The following is a 16888-nucleotide window of genomic DNA, read 5'->3' as shown; positions in this document are numbered from 1 at the left end:
ATAATTCAGTATCAGGTAACAGGGGAATATTTAGCTATATTAAAAGGAGTGACTGCCAGCAGTATAGTTGAGCTAGTAACTTTTTAAACTTCGTATGTTGTTGTCCTTTAGCGCTAAAGTTCAACAACATACCTATAAAAGTGATATTAAGCTGTTGTGCATTTAAACTATGATACAAGCATTAGCCTTGTTGAGAATTTTTGGTTTGCTTTTAATAATCAACTCTCCTTCATTTAATATCAAATCCGTTAGCATCGGAATAGTAAATTCGAGTTGACAGTTGACGGTTGACGGTTGACGCCGTGAACAGTCAACATCACGGACGGTGTAACCGGAAATGATATAAAGCCTTCAACATCTGCTATAGCTGGTGAGAGTTACCTCGCGCTACGCGACAGCCAACTATCAGGACAAGCCGACTCTGAAAGCCATCAGGGACTCGCGGCGTAATAATCTAGCGATCGAGTTTGGGACAGTTGCAATTAATTTAAATTGTGTAGCCGGTCTTTGATTTTTGTGCGAGTCACCAATGCAGACTGACAGCGTTCCCAGTAAATTTTAGCAACGTTATCCCCCGGATTCTGACGCCAACACTCGGAAAACAGCCGCGCCGCTTCAAACAACTTCCCTTCCGAGTAAATTGCCCTAGCTTCTGCAAACAATTCCAGCGTAGCTAACTTACCCTCTTTAATTTCTAGCGGATCAGCATCAAACACCTCATAAACCGTTACCGCTTCTGATTTTCCCTTGACTTTTACCGTATCGAGGGTGCGGATTGCATACTGGGATGGATTTTTTAGGCGCGAGTAAGTTGGGTGGGTAATTAATAGCGCCACCCCATAATTTTTAGTCAAACTTTCTACGCGAGAAGCTAAATTCACCGCATCGCTGATTACCGTCCCGTCCATGCGATTTGGTCCTCCCACCGTTCCCAGCATCAAAGAACCCGTATTAATCCCAATCCCAATCTGAATCTGCGCACAGCCAGCCTTAGCGCAATATTGATTGTATTCAACAAGGCGGTGCACCATAGCAATTCCCGCTTTCACCGCATGATCCGCCTCGCCGCTAAACAGCGCCATAATCGCATCGCCAATATATTTATCAATAAACCCCTTATTTTCATTAATAACGGGTTCCATGCGACTGAGATAGGAATTGATAAATTTGAAATTATCCTCCGGCGTCATAGTTTCCGAAAGCGTTGTGAAATCGCGAATGTCGGAAAACAACACGGACATTTCTAACTGCACTTGGTCGCCCAATTCCACATCAATGATGCTTGATTTCTCTAAAAACTGGAGGAATTGATGGGGAACAAATCGCTCGTAAGCTTTGTTGAGTTGAGCCAGCCTGGTTTCATTTTCGCGTACTTCTGTATAAAGCTTAGAATTTTGAATCGAGATAGCCGCCTGTCCAGATAACACTTTTAATAGTTCCACTCTTTCTGGCGTAAAAGCTCCCGCTGTCAGATTATTTTCTAGGTAAACAATACTGACGATTTGAGATTGATTAATCAGCGGCACACATAAAATTGATTTGGGCTGATGCTTTTGGATGTAGGGGTCGTTGGTAAATTGTCCGTCTCGGACAGCATCATCTATTACCACGCTTTCTTGAGTGCGGGCCACATAATTGACAATTGCAGAGGAAAGTTCTTGACAGGTTTCAACGGGGATTGACTGCAACACGGTGACTTGTTGGGAATTTATTGTCCCTTCAGCTTCAATTAACAGTTGTCCCTGGGTTGACAAAATCAAATATCCTCGTTGCGCCCCTGCATTTTCAATCAAAATTTTCATCAAGCTAGACAATAGCTTATCCAGCAATATTTCGCCGGAAATAGCCTGAGACGCCTTCATAACTGCCGCGATATCTAGGTGATTACCAGAACCCGTGGTTGTCATTGCTACGGTAGTTTTAGTGCTTTTATTTCCCACAGGTTGAGTTACCGTGAATAATTGGGGATATCGCGTTTCTAAATCCGTTACCTTAGCAGTAGCTCCCCAGAGAACATAACAATAATACGCCTCAAACATATAGGCTTGAGCAACTTTTGTTTTGCCCCATTCCGAGTAGAATTTGGCGGCTAGTTCGTTGGCCAGGGCTTCGTCATTAGTATATTTGTTTTCTTGGGCTCCAGAAATGGCGCGATCGTACATTTCAATCGCCTCGGCTTTATTGCCCAACACCCGTTGCCGTTCGGCTTCAACTAAGTACCATTTATGCAGATAATTCATCGGAGCGTTTTGCGCCCACTGTTGCAGCGTGCTTTGATGAGTTTCCACTAAGCCAAGAATTTCAGTTTGCTCAATTGTTGGCTTTTCCGGAAAAAGTGCCAGGTGGGTGAGGGCGGCATAAAAATGAAAAATCGGAACAAAAGCCGATCCCGATACTCCCATCAAATACTGTTTGACTTGGGTAATGTGGTCTAGGGCCGCCGTGTAGTTCCCATAGCAGTAAGCAAGCAGCAGTTTGTAGATGCAGGCACAAGCAATCGCCGTGAATTCACTATCCTGATAGTGCTTGGGAATCATCACCGTTTCATCGTAGGCAGAGCCTATTAACAAATCCGGCCGAATACGGGTTTCCCTCAAGTTCTGAACTGTCTGCTGAATCATATCCAAATAAACCTGAGCAGAATATTGTTTTAACTGCGCCATGAGAACCCTGTAACCTGCTATTTCTGCTTCCCAAGTGTCTAGTTCTACCCCAGCGAATAAATGGGTATAAAAACAAATATATATGTTGTAGCCAGCGTCTACAAAGTCGCCTGTTTCCATGCCCAACCTATAGCCCTCTTTCAGCGTCGGTATCGTTGCCAAGAGAGATTCTTGGCGATGCTGAATCCAACCACCAAACAAAAGCAGAATTATAGACTTGAATTCGGGTACATTGAACCTATCGAGCAATGAGAGTGCCAATTGCCCAAAGTCATAGCCGGTTTCCACCTCTTGTAAAAAGGCACATAAAACCATCCCGTGCATCGCATACCCCACAGTCGAGGCGGGTGCATTCCCAAATTGCAGCGATAAACTCACCATCGTGGAGCTCAGCAGGGGAAGCAAACCCGGCATTCCCTGGAAAATGGGTGGGAATATCATACCAGACAGTTGCATAGCTGCCTGAGTCTGTGGATTTGTCATCACAGGTAAGTCAACCAGTTCCTCAATCTTTCTGCCGCTTAGTTGGCCCGCAAGGGCTTGTAGCGCTTTGCCAATTTTGGCTTCATCAGGTTCGCCAGGGAGTTCAATCCCCAATTGTAAGAGTGCGTCTCTTGCTACGGCGATCGTTTCTAACACCTTGCTCTGGGCTGTCTGAGCGGCAATTTGAATTTCGTAAATTTTAACTCGATCTAAAATTGTTTGGGCTTTTTGCAAAACCTGTGCTGCCCTCTGCTGCATACCATCAAAGTCACCATTCAAATAGGCAATTTCAGCAGCAGCAACATAGAGATTCAGGGTCAATTCATATTGATTTTGCCAGCAGTTTGCTGTCAGTAAATCCATCCCTATTTGCAGATAGACTTTTGCCGCAGCGTAGGCTGTAGAACTTCTGGCTTTACAACCGGCTGCCAAGTTAAGTTGGGCTAAGGCTTCTCGTTCGCTTACTCGATCAATCAACTCAAGTCCTTGATTTAAATGCCCCACAATATCAAAGATTTTTTCTTCTGTTTCTATCTCCGAATAATTTTGTAGCATTAACTGTCCAATCTTGAGATGAGTGGCTTTCTTTTGGTCGTTTGGAATCAATGAATAAGCCGCTTGTTGGACGCGATCGTGCAGGAACTTATAAGTGGAATTCGCAACAGACTCAGTAGGGGATTGAACATCTGTTTGAAGGAAGTCATAGCCTTCTGCAACCAGTAAAATAAGTCCTTCTTGCAAGGCTTTCCATAATGCTGATGCCGTTTTTTCGGGTAATTCTTCGCTGACTATTGCCAAGGTATCTAAATCAAACTGCGCCCCTATGCAGGCGGCAAGTTTGAGCACCTCCTGAGTTTCTCCGGGCAATTTCTGCAATTGCGCCGCCATAAACTCCACCACATCCGAGGCGTCCGCAAATCTAACTTGAGCAATATCGCACTGCCAATGCCCTACATCCCAGTCAAAGATAATTTGACCATCTTCATAAAGCGACTTGATGAATTGAGTAGAGAAAAAGGGATTACCTTTGGTTTTTTGATAAACCAATTCTGTCAAAGGTTGAGAAGAGGATAAATCGCAAATCAGCGTATCTGCTACCAACTGATTGAGATTTCCTAAACTCAACGGTTCCAGGGTAATAGTATTCACCACTGCCCCAGACTTAACAATCTCATCCACGGTCAACATAAACGGATGAGCAGCGCACACCTCATTATCCCGATAAGCACCTAACACTAACAGATGCCCCCTATCCTGCATTAACAGTTGTAGCAACTTCAGGGATGCCAAATCCGCCCACTGCAAATCATCCAAAAATATCACTAAGGGATGTGAAGTAGTAGTAAATACTTGCACAAACTTTTCCATCAGCAAATTAAAGCGATTTTGGACGGCACTTCCAGACAGTTCTAGTGCAGGAGGTTGAGCGCCAATAATCCATTCTAATTCAGGAATTACCTCAATTAGCACTTGCCCGCTGTCGCCCACGGCTGTCAGAATTCGGGTTTTCCATGTTTGTAATTGAGCATCACTTTCTGATAATAATTGCCCCATTAATTCCCGAAATGCTTGCACAAATGCACTAAAAGGAATATTGCGCTGGAATTGGTCGTATTTGCCTTTTATAAAATAGCCCCGCTGTTTGGCTATCGGCTTGTGGACTTCGTTCACTACGGAGGTTTTACCAATCCCAGAAAAGCCAGCCACCAGCATCATTTCGGCGCTACCTGTACTGACTCGCTCAAAGGCTGCTAATAGATGATCGACTTCAGTTTCTCGGCCGTATAACTTTTCTGGAATCAGGAAACGGTCTGTAATATCCCGCGTTCCCAACTCAAATTCTTCTATGTTATCCGTTTCTTGTAATTGCACCAGACACTTATCTAAATCGTGCTTTAGCCCCCCGGCAGTTTGATAGCGGTTTTCGGCATTTTTCGCCATCAATTTACTGACTATTTGAGATACAATTAGGGGAATTGTCGGCTCGATTTCGTGGGGAGGAATTGGCTGTCTAGCAATGTGCCAGTGAACCAACTCTAAAGCATCTTCTGTCTCAAAAGGCAGTTTTCCTGTCAGCAATTCGTAGAAGGTGACGCCGAGGGAGTAAAAGTCACTGCGGTAATCGAGAGCGCGATTCATCCTCCCAGTTTGTTCCGGGGAGATGTAAGCGAGGGTGCCTTCTAAAACGTTGGGGTTTTTGAGGCTCGGCGTTTCTCGCGTTAGCTGAGTGGAAATGCCAAAGTCGATTAGTTTTATCTGCCCCGTCGCTGGATTGAATACTATGTTAGAAGGGTTAATATCTTTGTGAATGATGTTGGCCCTGTGAATTTGCCCTAAAATTTCAGTTGTGGTGGAAGCAACAAACAGAAATTCCTTGAGGCTAAACTTTCGCTGCTGCATCAATATTTTCAAGGATTGGCCGCCAAAGTCCTCGACAAACATCACGAGGCTGTTTTGGTATTTTTGCAAGTCATAAACTTGCACGACTCCCGCCTCTTTCAATTCTCGGGTGATGCGATATTCGGTGCGGTAGCGTAGCAATTCTTGAGGTGTGGGATAGCTCTCTTTGAGAAGTTTGAGGATGAGCGGTTGGTTATCTGCTTCCCGAATCGCCCGGTAAACCAGAGAGTTGGCACTTTCATAGAGAAGTGTCTGGACGGCAATGCCTGGAATGGAGAGCATATTTATTTTTAGGGTAAAAATTAACGCGAAGTCAAAACGCACCCGATTCGTTGTGTCTAGAATAACGCTTTAGAAAGGAATTAGAAAGGAACAAATTGTGTTTGATCACAAACTGTTAGTTTTTGAGCAGCTCGTGGCTTTCAGGTAGTGTGGCATAGTAATGGTAAGGAGCTATAATGGTACGTATCTAAGCATTGTTAATTCTCAATTCCATGAATTGTCTTCGTTGCGGTTCTCCAAACAGCGTTACAAATGGTCCCACCCACAGCGGAAACCAAAACTTTAAATGTAGAGATTGTCACAGGCAGTTTGTTTAAAACCCCAGACATCAACCGATTTCAGAAGAAACAAAAGAATTGATCTATCGGCTTTAGCAAGAAAAAATATCTTGAGCCGGGATTGCCAAAGTGACGGGGGTGTCCCCTCGCTGGTTGCAATACTATGTTTTTTTCAACAATTAGCATCCGTCCTCCGGCAAGTTCAAGTAAAGTAAAAAAAAGGCAAGCTAAGGAGCCAATCTAATGAAATGTGGTCGTTTGTAGGCTATAAGGGTAACAAGCGGTGGAAAGAGCTGGCGATTGATGCCTTAACCAAAGAAATTCTAGGGCTGTAGATAGCAAGTAGAGTTGAAGCTGGTGCTAGAGGTTTGTGGGATGCCCTAGCTGCAGTTTACAGACAACCTGTGGTCTCTTATACAGATTTTGAGACCGCCTCTAAAAAAGTTTTTCCTCGCCAGCGATACAAATCTGTGGGGAAAGATACGGGCCCAACTTCTGATACCGAAAGATTCAATAACACCCTGATGTAAAGCAGATATCGCTATTGTAATAAATAGCGTGTCCTCATCTACAAAGCTCTCCAATCATTTCGGGGTATTCTGGTATTTTAGCCCTGATTATAACGCTTTTTTACCCCTAAAACTGTTTAGAATTTTTCCTTGCTATGCAGGATTACCAGACTTTGTTCTAATGATTTTAGAGAGTCATTTATCTACTTCCCCTTACCCTTCCCGGCTACAAACTCCCGCAGCCGCAGTAAACTAGCGGTTTGCCCCAAATTCAGTGGCAGCAGCGACACTCCCTCCAACCGAGACTGCACCCAACCGTCGCCCCAATACCACTCGTGGAATCCGTCAATTCCCTGACTCAATAACAGTCGCAGACAATTCTGCTCAGCAATATCAACGTGATGCTGAACTGCCACGGGGCCCAACCAACTCGTAAACGTCAAACCTTGAGAAAATTCTTCCGGCAAACCGCTAGAGAACTGCTGCGGCCACAGCCACTGCTGCAATTGACTCGGACGCAATAAGCTGTCCCTAATCGCTGTTTCGGAAGCTTCCAGCTCAATCCGCAGGTTGCTTTGTTGAAAATTACCGAGCATAAGAATTTTAGACCTAAGTGGAACTACTTAAATGTAACTTATTGCATAGTTTCTAACCGAGTATCCCGATCGGACATCACATCAAGCTAGAGAGGGGCGGGTTTGCGAGATTATTGATTTGAGGCGCAGATGGTTGGTAAAACCCGCCCCTACAGGTATTTGGTATGGTGCGTCGCTGTGAAAAGTTCGATCGCGCCTTGCAGATGAAAGGAGGCGACGCATCATAGGATATGTCCTGCCAGATGTTCGATCGCACATCAACGTCTATCTCTGTTCCAAAGCACTTAAAAATTTAATAAATTCGATCGAAACGAGTACCCCAAACCCGATTTTCGTATCGAACTGTTAAGCTCTGTTTCATTTCATTGAAATCTCCGGCCCGAACGCCTACCCCATCCAAAGTCCGTGATACCATCACACCTGAGTAAAGCCTATAGAAAAAAACTGGAGAGAAAAGCTTTGACACTAAGGGTTGCAGTAGTAGGTTCAGGCCCTGCGGGTTCTTCCGCCGCCGAAACACTGGTAAAAGCAGGCATCGAAACATACCTATTCGAGCGTAAATTAGACAACGCCAAACCCTGCGGTGGGGCGATTCCCCTGTGCATGGTCAGCGAATTTGACTTGCCGCCACATATAATAGACCGCCAAGTCAGAAAAATGAAAATGATCTCCCCCTCCAACGTAGAGGTGGACATCAATATCGAAAACGCACACGAATATATCGGTATGTGCCGCCGCGAAGTGCTCGACGGCTTCCTGCGCGATCGCGCCGCTTCGTTGGGTGCAAAACTGATTAACGGCACCGTTCACACATTAGACATTCCTTCAAACAACACAGACCCCTACATTCTCCACTATGCCGACCACTCCGACGGCAGCGCCATAGGAATTCAAAAAACTCTGAAAGTGGATTTGGTAATTGGGGCTGACGGTGCTAACTCCCGCGTAGCAAAGGCAATCGACGCTGGCGACTACAATTATGCGATCGCCTTCCAAGAGCGCATCCGCCTGCCAGAAGATAAAATGGCTTACTACGAAGACTTAGCCGAAATGTACGTCGGCGACGACGTATCTACCGATTTCTACGCTTGGGTGTTCCCCAAATACGACCACGTAGCCGTCGGTACCGGCACGATGAAAGTCAATCAAGCCACCATCAAAAAGCTGCAAGCAGGAGTCCGCGCCCGCGCTGCCAAAAAACTCCTCGGCGGTGAGATTATTAAAGTGGAAGCTCACCCCATCCCGGAACATCCGCGTCCCCGGCGGGTTGTCGGCCGAGTTGCTCTCGTAGGCGACGCCGCCGGCTACGTTACCAAGTCTTCCGGCGAAGGTATCTATTTTGCCGCCAAGTCTGGCCGGATGTGCGCCGAAACTATTGTTGAGATTTCCAATAAAGGCGCGCGCATTCCGACTGAAGAGGAAATTAAGGTTTACTTGAAGCGGTGGGATAAAGCCTACGGCATTACTTACAAAGTTCTTGACATTTTGCAGCGCGTGTTTTACCGTTCCGATGCTACTCGCGAAGCTTTTGTGGAAATGTGTGCCGATCGCGACGTGCAGAAGCTCACATTCGATAGCTACTTGTATAAGACAGTAGTACCGGCCAATCCTTTCGTGCAGATGAAGATTACTGCGAAAACCATTGGTAGCTTGTTGCGCGGCAATGCTTTAGCGCCTTAATTCGTCCCTCGATAACTCCCCTAGAACTCCGACTTCTTCGAGAAGCCGGAGTTCTCAAATTTTAACCTCACATTATATAAAAACGCTGCTTGGTGTTTAACCGATCGCGTTTTTTATAGATCTAAAAATATCAAACTCGATCGCTCGTTTTTTTGTGTTTCTTTGTATCCTCTGTTGATTAATTAAGTATTTTACGGATGAGAAGCGAGTACGTTTAAAGATGTCGTAAAGCAAGGTATTTAAAGGATAGACGCGAGCGCCAATTTAGTAATTTTAAACAAGCCAGAGCACAAATAACTTAAGGTACTGCCATGAATTTAACAAAGTTTAGTCTTTTTAAATTATCAACAGCTAGTGCTGCTTTAGTATTTGGTATTGCCCCTCAAGCGGGAGCTATATCTTTAAATCTATCTTCCGGCAGTTGGAATCAGACTGTTGGCGGTAGCGGGATTGTTTACCAGACTGTCGCTAGCGAAACCCAAGTACGCTGGGGCATTCCACCGGATGGTGGCGGTACCAACCAAACAAGCGGACTGGGATTTACAGGAGTGGGTCCGTCAACCTTTGGACTCGGTGAAATATTCCAAGTCGGGCAATTGCGCCATTTTAACAATGTTATTTTAGGGGGCACAGCAGCTTCCGCAGTTAATTTAAGCCTCTCTTTAAACTTTGACAATCCGGTTGCGACTCAATCTTTTAATTTAAACTTGCAGATTGAGGAAACTCCGAATCAGGGTAGTTGTGCTTATTTCAGCATCACTCCTTGTGCCGACAAAATTTCTATTTCCGAAACTTCACTGTCGAACCCGTTTTCCGTCGCGGGAATTGGTTACACTTTGCAGTTGTTAGGTTTCAGCCTCACTCCGGGCGGCGTCCCTATCAATCAGTTTATCTCTCAGGAAGGGGGAACGAATCAAGCTTTGCTTTTTGCTAAAGTTACTGCTGCAGAACCAGAACCGGTTCCCGAGCCTGCAACCCTTGCTGGTACTGCTTTATGGCTGGTGGCTGCTCGATGGGCGGTGGGCAGTAAAAGGAAAAAGACGTAGAGCTAACCCATCCCAAATTGCACCTTTTTTACTAGCACAACCGCAGTTTTTCCCTTTTTACATTGTATAAAAACGCCAGCATTTTTCTACCTGCTGGCGTTTTTTTAGATATAGTACCAAATCCGGCTTATTTCTTAGTCTCGAGCGAGAGGGACATGGTTTGACAACCAGCGGTTTCAACCGCCGAGTTACTACAAACAGGTTGTTAGTTCAAGTTCAATTGCACTAAGGTGTCGGGGGCGAGGAAGTGGGAAATGTGATAAGCTCGCTCTTCTGTTTTTAGCAGGATTTTTTCGTAGAGGTAGCGCGTTGCTCTATCGCCCAAACTTTCTGCTTGTCCTGCTTGACGCCGCAGCAAACCGAGGATAGCTTGCTCCGCAATTAAATCGTGTTCTAGCATTTGGCGGCAGGAATATACGCCGTCGGCTTCCGGCTCAAAACAGCACAGCTCGGCTAACTTGCTAAAGCTAGCTGCTGGTATGCCGCCCAACCCGTTTAAGCGTTCGCCCAACTCGTGGACGCTATCTTGAGCTTCTCCGTAGCTTTCTTCAAAGAATTGGTGCAAGGAGTAAAATTCTGCCCCTTCCACCACAAAATGATGTTTTTGATATTGCAGGTAGAGAGCCTGAAAACTGGCCAGCAGCGCGTTCATCCCTTCACAAATCGGTGCTGTGACTGAATGTTCCAGTAGAACTGGGTTGTCGGCTATGTGGCCAAACGGTCTCAATGCACTCTGAGTCTCAGGCATGGGTGTTCTCCTCTCAATAGGCAGTTTTGTTGCCAATATAGTCAGTCTAGCACCGTAGATTTACCAGTCAAGCAGGGTCTGCCTCGATAGTGGAAGATTTTCTAGAGTAGGAAAATTTTTTTCTAAACCTATTGAGAATTATTAGCAGTTGGGTTATGCTTTAAAAAGATTCTCGTTTGGAACGCTTCCTGAAAGCGGGGCCTACCTTCTGAAGGCAGAAGGTATTGGGCAAAAGGCAGATTTTTTCAGGAAGGGCTTTTGATCATCCTTGATTTTCTTGGGAAATCTAGCTTTTAACTTCTGCGGGCGATCGGTCAGGATCAAAAATTAATGCAAATTATTACTGTTGTCAAAAAATGAATCCAGCAGAGCCAGAATTAGAAGTTTGTGACATTGTGCAAGTTAGTTGGCTAGATAGATGGCAAGTTTACAAACGCTTGCAAGAGCTAGAAATTCCCTGCTGGTGTGAAGTTGACCAACCTTTGAGGGCAAAAGTCAACACTGTCAAACAAGCGGCTCAGTTAATGAGCGTGTTGAGGCAAGTCAGTGCCCCTCGAAGCGAACTGGTGCAGTGGCTGGAGTGCTGCTGGCAAATTGGATAAAGGTAGAAAGAAGTTCGGCAACCAGCAGTGTAGAAGATGTAACGGATGTAACGGATTTAAAGGAGTCATAACAATGTATAAATCTGGCAAGCAAGTTTCTGAATTCAGTTTAGAGGGAGAAATCCTCGGCCTGATTGTTGAAGATGGCTGCAAACTTAAATATTTGCGAATTAGCAGCGATCGGGGAGTAGAATATCTTGTTAAACTTTGCAAGGAATTGCGGTCATTTCTGTTACCTGTTTTGACGCCAGGCTTGAAAGTTCAAGTTGTAGGTGAGAAAGAACTCAATTTGAAGAACGGTAAAATAAAACTTAAAGCTCGCAGCCTCAAGCTAGCTCAAGGTCAGAAAGATCGATCGCCAGAACAGCTCGACTCCACCAATCTGCCTGTGGCGGTATTGACATCCGACGCCCGCGCTATTGCCAAAAGCGAATTCACCTCTGGCGCAGCAGCTCAAACTGTAAAAGCTCCGGCAAAAACCCAAACCAAAATATTAGTATGTCAAAAATCAGACTGCGTGAAGCGGGGCGCTGGAGGAGTCTGTAAAGCTTTAGAAAATGCTTTGAATTCGCGCGGTTTAGAAGACCAAGTGACAGTTCAGGGAACCGGATGTCTCAAACAGTGCAAAGCGGGCCCAAATATAGTTGTGATGCCGGACAAAACTCGCTACAGCCGCATTGCACCTGCAGAAATTCCAGCCATCATTGACAAACATTTTGCAGTAGTTAAAGTTTAGACGATCGCACAGATGCGGAAACAGTAAGTTATACCATTTTAGATTAAAGAATTCAAGAATTGGGAATAACGGATTCTGTATGGGTTTCGATCGCCGCCCTACAGTTGCATCATTTTTTGAAACGGCTATTAGACATTAGGAAAAATTATTTTGTTGACGTACTTCCCGGCATGAATGCGCGGGGATTCTCAAAAGACGTTACGAGGCAGGCTTTCATCCGTGCTTCGCAACCTTTCTTCCTGTCTCGTCGATTCTTAACTAGACTGTTGCCAGTCCCCGTCCGACCATCTCCACAGGCATTTTGTTTAATGTCCAAGAAGCGTCTCTCCTCGGACAATCCGCGATTACGGATCGCTTGAGCTGCTGCTACATCTCTATGGGTTGTGTATCCACACTCACGGCAATGATGAACTCGTTCTTCAAGTTCTTTTCTGCCGGTGTGAGTATCGCACTGTGGGCATACTTGCGAAGTGAAATCTTTATTCACCTTGTCAAAATAAACGCCACGTTTCCAGCATACCCATTGCAAGATCGATATAAATTGACCAAATCCAGCATCAAGCGTGTGCTTTGAAAACATCCCTTTCGCCCAAACCCTGAAATCGATATCTTCAACAAATATCATTCCAGCTTGGTCGCACAGATGATTAGCCAGTTTGAATTGCCAATCTTTTCTAGTGTCTGTAATGTTTTGATGTAGCGAAGCTATTTTTTTATTTAGTTTGTGGCGGTTGTTCGACCCTTTCTTTTGGTTTTTCAACCTGCGTTGCAGCAATTTAAGCTGGCGGTGCTTGGTTTGGAAAAACTTGGGTCTAGCAACTAATTTACAATCCGATGTTGCTAAGAATTGGTCTAGTCCCAAATCTATCCCTACTGCATGACCAGAAGGCACAGGTAATCGTACATTAACATCACATTCCAGCGCAAGCATCATGAAGTAACCTGTTGCTTTGCTGACTATTCGAGCCTGTTTCACAACAAACCCATCAGGAATCTCCCGTGATTTGACATACTTTATCCATCCCAACTGAGCAACTTGATTTGATTGCCTTTTACTAATTGACCTTTTCCCAATTGAGGATAAACAAACGACCGCAGTCTATATCTGTTCTTAAATCTAGGGAAACCCATCCCTTTACGCTTCATGTCAACAAATGCTGTTTCAAGCTTTCTCAAAACCTGTTGCAGAACTTGAGCGTTGACAGTCGCAAGTTCGGGATACTGTTTTTTCGCCAGGGTCAAAGACTTGGCCTGCTCAAAGTAGTTGGGGTAGGGAGTATCTGACCGAATAATGTATTCTGATGTGATTGAACAAGCATTAACTGGACACTTTCGAGAATTGAGCCAATCTTTGCGTTCGCGCCAGGCAAAATTCCATACTTTTCGACACACATTTATTGTGTGATCCATCTTCTGTACTTGCTCATGCGTGGGCGCTAGCTTGTACTCGTAAGTTAGAGTTAACACGCGATAAATTACTTCCTACAAAATTATACTATTTTTTGTAAGAGGTGTCAAAAAAGAGCTAAAAATGTTTGTGGCTTTGACTTGCAGCTTAAAAGCTACCACTAGCTTTCATCCCCGGTCTGAAAGACCGGGGTTCTTAGCTAAACACACGGGAATCCCCACACTATATCGCTTCGATTAGTGTGGGATGAAAGGCGCGGTGAGGTGAGGATTCCACCCGTCAACCAATTCAAAACTATGTTTTGAGCGGTGGGCGGGTGGATGACGAGACGAACAAATTATTTTATTCGACTTTTTTCAATACACCTTTTTAAACATTTCTGTCACCAGTTGAGATTTGGCAATAAAAATTAACACTTGCTGGTAGAAACCTCGCTGATTGTATAAATAAAGTATTCACTCATGAACTTGACATCAAGCAACGTATTCAAGTATATTAACAGTCACTAATTGATAAGTAGCGACTGCAATCAAACATTCACAGCTTAATGAAAACTTCTTACCAGAATCGATTACGTCCAACAAAATTACAAGCCATTGAGATTGACAGATGGCTGTCAATGTTATGTGCACACTACAACTATTTGTTGGCAGATCGATTCAACTGGTACGAACAAAACCGCTCTCCTATCAATGCGTGTCCGCTAGTTTGCCATTTACCTGAACTGCGAGACAATCCCAATTATTACACCCAGGTGCGATGTAGAAGTCGCGTGTTAGATGGTTAAATAACCATCACAAATTGAGTGGAGAGCCGTCTTTCCCTTCGGTTTCTGTCCCGATGTCCCCAAGTAAAACACTCATTAGAGTCCGGTCACATTGGTAGTAAGTAATGAATCCAATGGAATGCAGACCACGAAAGTAGCCAATAAGGTAGCCTCAACCTGAATGGAGCAAGGGGAAGACCGATACGGGTTAACAACAAGTAACCACTGTCTGAATCTTCGTTAAGTAGAAAGAGTGAAATGAGGATGACACACTCTGACCAAAAGGTACAGCGATTAAGCTCATAAACTTTGTGTTTTTTATGAGAGGCAGGATAAAGAATCACCGGAGAATAGGTGGAACCCAAATCAGTTGAATCTCAAACACATGGAACTACAGCAAGCCCTATGAATTCTCTGGAACTGGTCGAAAACCAGAGTAGGCTAACCGTAAGGAAAGCGGAACTATTCAGAGGGTAAAGGATGCCGGATAAAGCGAATACCCTTGGTAATGCTTGGGATAGGGGTTCAAAATTTGCCTCAGTCGAAAGACGGCAGACTTCCGGCAGGTATCCAGGACAGAAACAAAAGTAAGAGAACCAAACTAAGGTGAAAGATAGATTGGGCAACCAAATCGGAACCAAAGGACGAGAACTAACTGACTGGAACAGCATCGACTGGGAAAGACAGAAAATTCTGGTCAGGAACTTGAGACAAAGAATCTTTCAAGCAACCCAAACAAAACAGTGGAATAAGGTTAGAAGCCTTACAAAACTGATGCTACGTAGCCAAGCCAACCTGCTCTTGAGCGTAAGAAGAGTAACCCAAGAAAACGCAGGAAAGAAAACTCCGGGCGTCGATAAAGAAGTAGCTCTAACAGGCGACAACAGGGTAAAACTCATAAAGGATTTCCAAGGATACGCAATATGGAAAGCTCGCCCCACTAGAAGGGTATACATTCCAAAAGCGAATGGAAAACAAAGACCATTGGGTATCCCAACCATCCGAGACAGAATCGCTCAAGCAATTGTCAAGAACGCTCTAGAACCAACCTGGGAGGCAAGATTTGAAGCGAATAGTTACGGCTTTCGATCTGGTAGAAGCTGTCACGATGCCATAGAACAGAGTTGGATACGCCTGAACTCGAACGGTGGACACGTTTGGGTTCTAGATGCGGATATCAAGGGCGCTTTTGACAATATCAACCATGACTTCATACTCAAAGCCATAGGAGAAATACCAGGTAAAGAGTTAATCAAACAATGGTTGAAAGCAGGTTATGTAGAGTCCGATCAAAGTCAAGGATAAAGCAACACCCGATAATCCAGAGCTAAAAGCATACTGGACAGACAGGATGACCAAACACGGTAGAGAATATTGAGCAAAAGGCTCAAGAGACTACTGTGTGGCAGTCAACCAAAACTGGAAATGTCCAGAATGTAATGAACACCTGTTCAATGGCGAAAAACTACACACGCACCATAAAGTGGCAGTAAAAGACGGTGGAAAAGGAACTCTCAAAAATCTACTACACCTACATCAAGAATGCCACAAATCGGTGCATGGAAAGCAAAATCGAAAGGTTGAGGATGCTTGAGCCGTATGATGGGTAACTGTCAAGTACGGTTCTTAGGGGGGAAGGATACGGTGACGTATGCCTTCCTACCCGACAAAAAGACGTTACCTCAGCTCAAGAAAACTCACCCTTGGTATGTGGGGATTTATTCTCAAGTCCTCCAAGATGTAGTTAAGCGAGTCAAGGTAACTTTTGATCGTTTTTTAAAAGGTGATAGCAGCGGAAAACGTAGCGGTAGACCGAGATTTAAACCACGCAGTCGTTATCGCACATTTACTTATCCTCAAATTAAAGACGGCTGTCTACAAAATAACTTAATCAACTTGCCGATGCTCGGAAAAGTTAAAGTTGTTTTACACCGTGACCTACCTGATGGATTCAAAATCAAAACCGTCTCTATTACCAAAAAGGCTGATGGTTACTATGTCACTCTCAGTTTGGAAGATTCAACAGTCCATGAGATTAAACCAGATTTCAATCCTCAAAAAATTGCTGGAATTGACATGGGTCTGAAGGATTTATTGACAACATCAGAAGGCGAGACTGTGGCAATTCCTCAACATTACCGCAAAGCTCAAAAACGCCTGCGAACTATTCAGAAGCGAGTCTCGCGTCGTAAAAAAGGCAGCAACCGCAGGCAAAAAGCAGTTAAACAACTAGGAAAGTGCCATAAAAAAGTAGCGGATAAACGTAAAAACTTTCATTTTAAAACTGCCAACAGCCTCTTGAAAAAATATGATGTTGTTGCACTTGAAGATTTGAATGTCAAGGGAGTTGCTCGTACAAAGCTAGCTAAATCTGTGTTGGATGCTGGGTGGTCAAGCAATAGTCGATACTAACAAATAAAGCCGTAAATGCTGGGAAAGTTGGTAGTCCCAGTAAGTGCCTACAATACTTCACAAGATTGTTCTGGTTGTGGTGAAAAAGTACCCAAAAAGCTGCATGAAAGATGGCACGACTGTCCGAATTGTGGATGTAGTCTTGACCGCGATCGCAATGCAGCTATCAACATAAAAAATAGAGCGGTGGGTCATCCCGTTTTTAAAGCTCGTGCGATTCGTTGATTGGGGAATCACGGTAATCAGTCCGTCAATAGCCAATCCAACCCCCCTTGGGTT

The 16888-nt window shown here is 44.5% G+C and carries 15 protein-coding genes; 10 read left to right on the top strand and 5 right to left on the bottom strand.

Going from position 1 to position 16888, the window contains the following annotated elements; translation table 11 throughout:
* Nucleotides 1–482: 482 nt before the first annotated feature.
* Nucleotides 483–5828 carry an AAA family ATPase gene (locus tag QUB56_RS34475; RefSeq protein WP_332960854.1) on the bottom strand — a complete coding sequence of 1782 codons (5346 nt, stop codon included), beginning with the start codon at nt 5826–5828 and terminating at the stop codon, nt 483–485.
* Between the two features lie 212 nt (nt 5829–6040).
* Between QUB56_RS34475 and QUB56_RS37565 the strand changes: the two genes are divergently transcribed.
* A complete protein-coding gene (locus tag QUB56_RS37565; protein ID WP_445243439.1) occupies nt 6041–6145 on the top strand; it encodes an IS1/IS1595 family N-terminal zinc-binding domain-containing protein in 105 nt (34 codons plus the stop codon).
* A gap of 673 nt (nt 6146–6818) precedes the next feature.
* On the opposite strand, the gene QUB56_RS34470 is transcribed toward QUB56_RS37565, so the two are convergent.
* Entirely contained in the window at nt 6819–7211 is a 393-nt protein-coding gene (locus tag QUB56_RS34470) for a hypothetical protein (RefSeq protein ID WP_332960853.1), read from the bottom strand.
* A gap of 459 nt (nt 7212–7670) precedes the next feature.
* Here QUB56_RS34470 and chlP point away from each other — a divergent pair, with 459 nt between their 5' ends.
* Together chlP and QUB56_RS34460 are read left to right on the top strand one after the other, a co-directional pair.
* Complete coding sequence (gene chlP, locus QUB56_RS34465) at nt 7671–8891, top strand: geranylgeranyl reductase (RefSeq protein WP_332960852.1); 1221 nt, start codon at nt 7671–7673, stop codon at nt 8889–8891.
* A 311-nt stretch (nt 8892–9202) separates the two neighbouring features.
* Nucleotides 9203–9937 carry a THxN family PEP-CTERM protein gene (locus QUB56_RS34460; RefSeq protein ID WP_332960850.1) on the top strand — a complete coding sequence of 245 codons (735 nt, stop codon included), beginning with the start codon at nt 9203–9205 and terminating at the stop codon, nt 9935–9937.
* A 205-nt stretch (nt 9938–10142) separates the two neighbouring features.
* Here QUB56_RS34460 and QUB56_RS34455 read toward each other — a convergent pair whose 3' ends face one another.
* Nucleotides 10143–10685, bottom strand: coding sequence for a Dps family protein (locus tag QUB56_RS34455; RefSeq protein ID WP_332960849.1), 543 nt, complete (start codon nt 10683–10685; stop codon nt 10143–10145).
* 356 nt (nt 10686–11041) lie between these two features.
* Between QUB56_RS34455 and QUB56_RS34450 the strand changes: the two genes are divergently transcribed.
* Both QUB56_RS34450 and QUB56_RS34445 read left to right on the top strand, forming a co-directional pair.
* Nucleotides 11042–11287: an Asr1405/Asl0597 family protein gene (locus QUB56_RS34450; protein ID WP_332960848.1), complete on the top strand. Its 246-nt coding sequence runs from the start codon at nt 11042–11044 to the stop codon at nt 11285–11287.
* Between the two features lie 73 nt (nt 11288–11360).
* Nucleotides 11361–12023: an NAD(P)H-dependent oxidoreductase subunit E gene (locus tag QUB56_RS34445; protein ID WP_332960847.1), complete on the top strand. Its 663-nt coding sequence runs from the start codon at nt 11361–11363 to the stop codon at nt 12021–12023.
* 145 nt (nt 12024–12168) lie between these two features.
* On the opposite strand, the gene QUB56_RS34440 is transcribed toward QUB56_RS34445, so the two are convergent.
* Together QUB56_RS34440 and QUB56_RS34435 are read right to left on the bottom strand one after the other, a co-directional pair.
* Complete coding sequence (locus tag QUB56_RS34440; protein ID WP_332960846.1) at nt 12169–13050, bottom strand: transposase; 882 nt, start codon at nt 13048–13050, stop codon at nt 12169–12171.
* Complete coding sequence (locus tag QUB56_RS34435; protein ID WP_332960845.1) at nt 13038–13433, bottom strand: transposase; 396 nt, start codon at nt 13431–13433, stop codon at nt 13038–13040. The genes QUB56_RS34440 and QUB56_RS34435 overlap by 13 nt, the downstream gene beginning before the upstream one ends.
* 545 nt (nt 13434–13978) lie before the next feature.
* Between QUB56_RS34435 and QUB56_RS34430 the strand changes: the two genes are divergently transcribed.
* From QUB56_RS34430 to QUB56_RS34410, 5 genes are all read left to right on the top strand, one after another.
* Nucleotides 13979–14218: a helix-turn-helix domain-containing protein gene (locus tag QUB56_RS34430; protein ID WP_445243438.1), complete on the top strand. Its 240-nt coding sequence runs from the start codon at nt 13979–13981 to the stop codon at nt 14216–14218.
* Between the two features lie 585 nt (nt 14219–14803).
* The gene (locus tag QUB56_RS34425; RefSeq protein WP_332960844.1) at nt 14804–15502 is read left to right on the top strand and encodes a reverse transcriptase N-terminal domain-containing protein; all 699 of its coding nucleotides are present in this window, start codon (nt 14804–14806) and stop codon (nt 15500–15502) included.
* A 97-nt stretch (nt 15503–15599) separates the two neighbouring features.
* Nucleotides 15600–15791 (top strand): HNH endonuclease, encoded by a 192-nt coding sequence (locus QUB56_RS34420; RefSeq protein ID WP_332960843.1) that lies wholly within the window; start codon nt 15600–15602, stop codon nt 15789–15791.
* A gap of 5 nt (nt 15792–15796) precedes the next feature.
* The gene (locus QUB56_RS34415; RefSeq protein WP_445243437.1) at nt 15797–16609 is read left to right on the top strand and encodes an RNA-guided endonuclease InsQ/TnpB family protein; all 813 of its coding nucleotides are present in this window, start codon (nt 15797–15799) and stop codon (nt 16607–16609) included.
* A gap of 15 nt (nt 16610–16624) precedes the next feature.
* Nucleotides 16625–16834 carry a zinc ribbon domain-containing protein gene (locus QUB56_RS34410; RefSeq protein WP_332960840.1) on the top strand — a complete coding sequence of 70 codons (210 nt, stop codon included), beginning with the start codon at nt 16625–16627 and terminating at the stop codon, nt 16832–16834.
* The last annotated feature ends 54 nt before the right edge of the window (nt 16835–16888 follow it).

This window comes from Microcoleus sp. AR_TQ3_B6 (assembly GCF_036702785.1).
GTDB lineage: Bacteria > Cyanobacteriota > Cyanobacteriia > Cyanobacteriales > Microcoleaceae > Microcoleus.
Note: the sequence above shows the minus strand (reverse complement) of the source record. Positions and strands in the feature narration are given on the sequence as shown.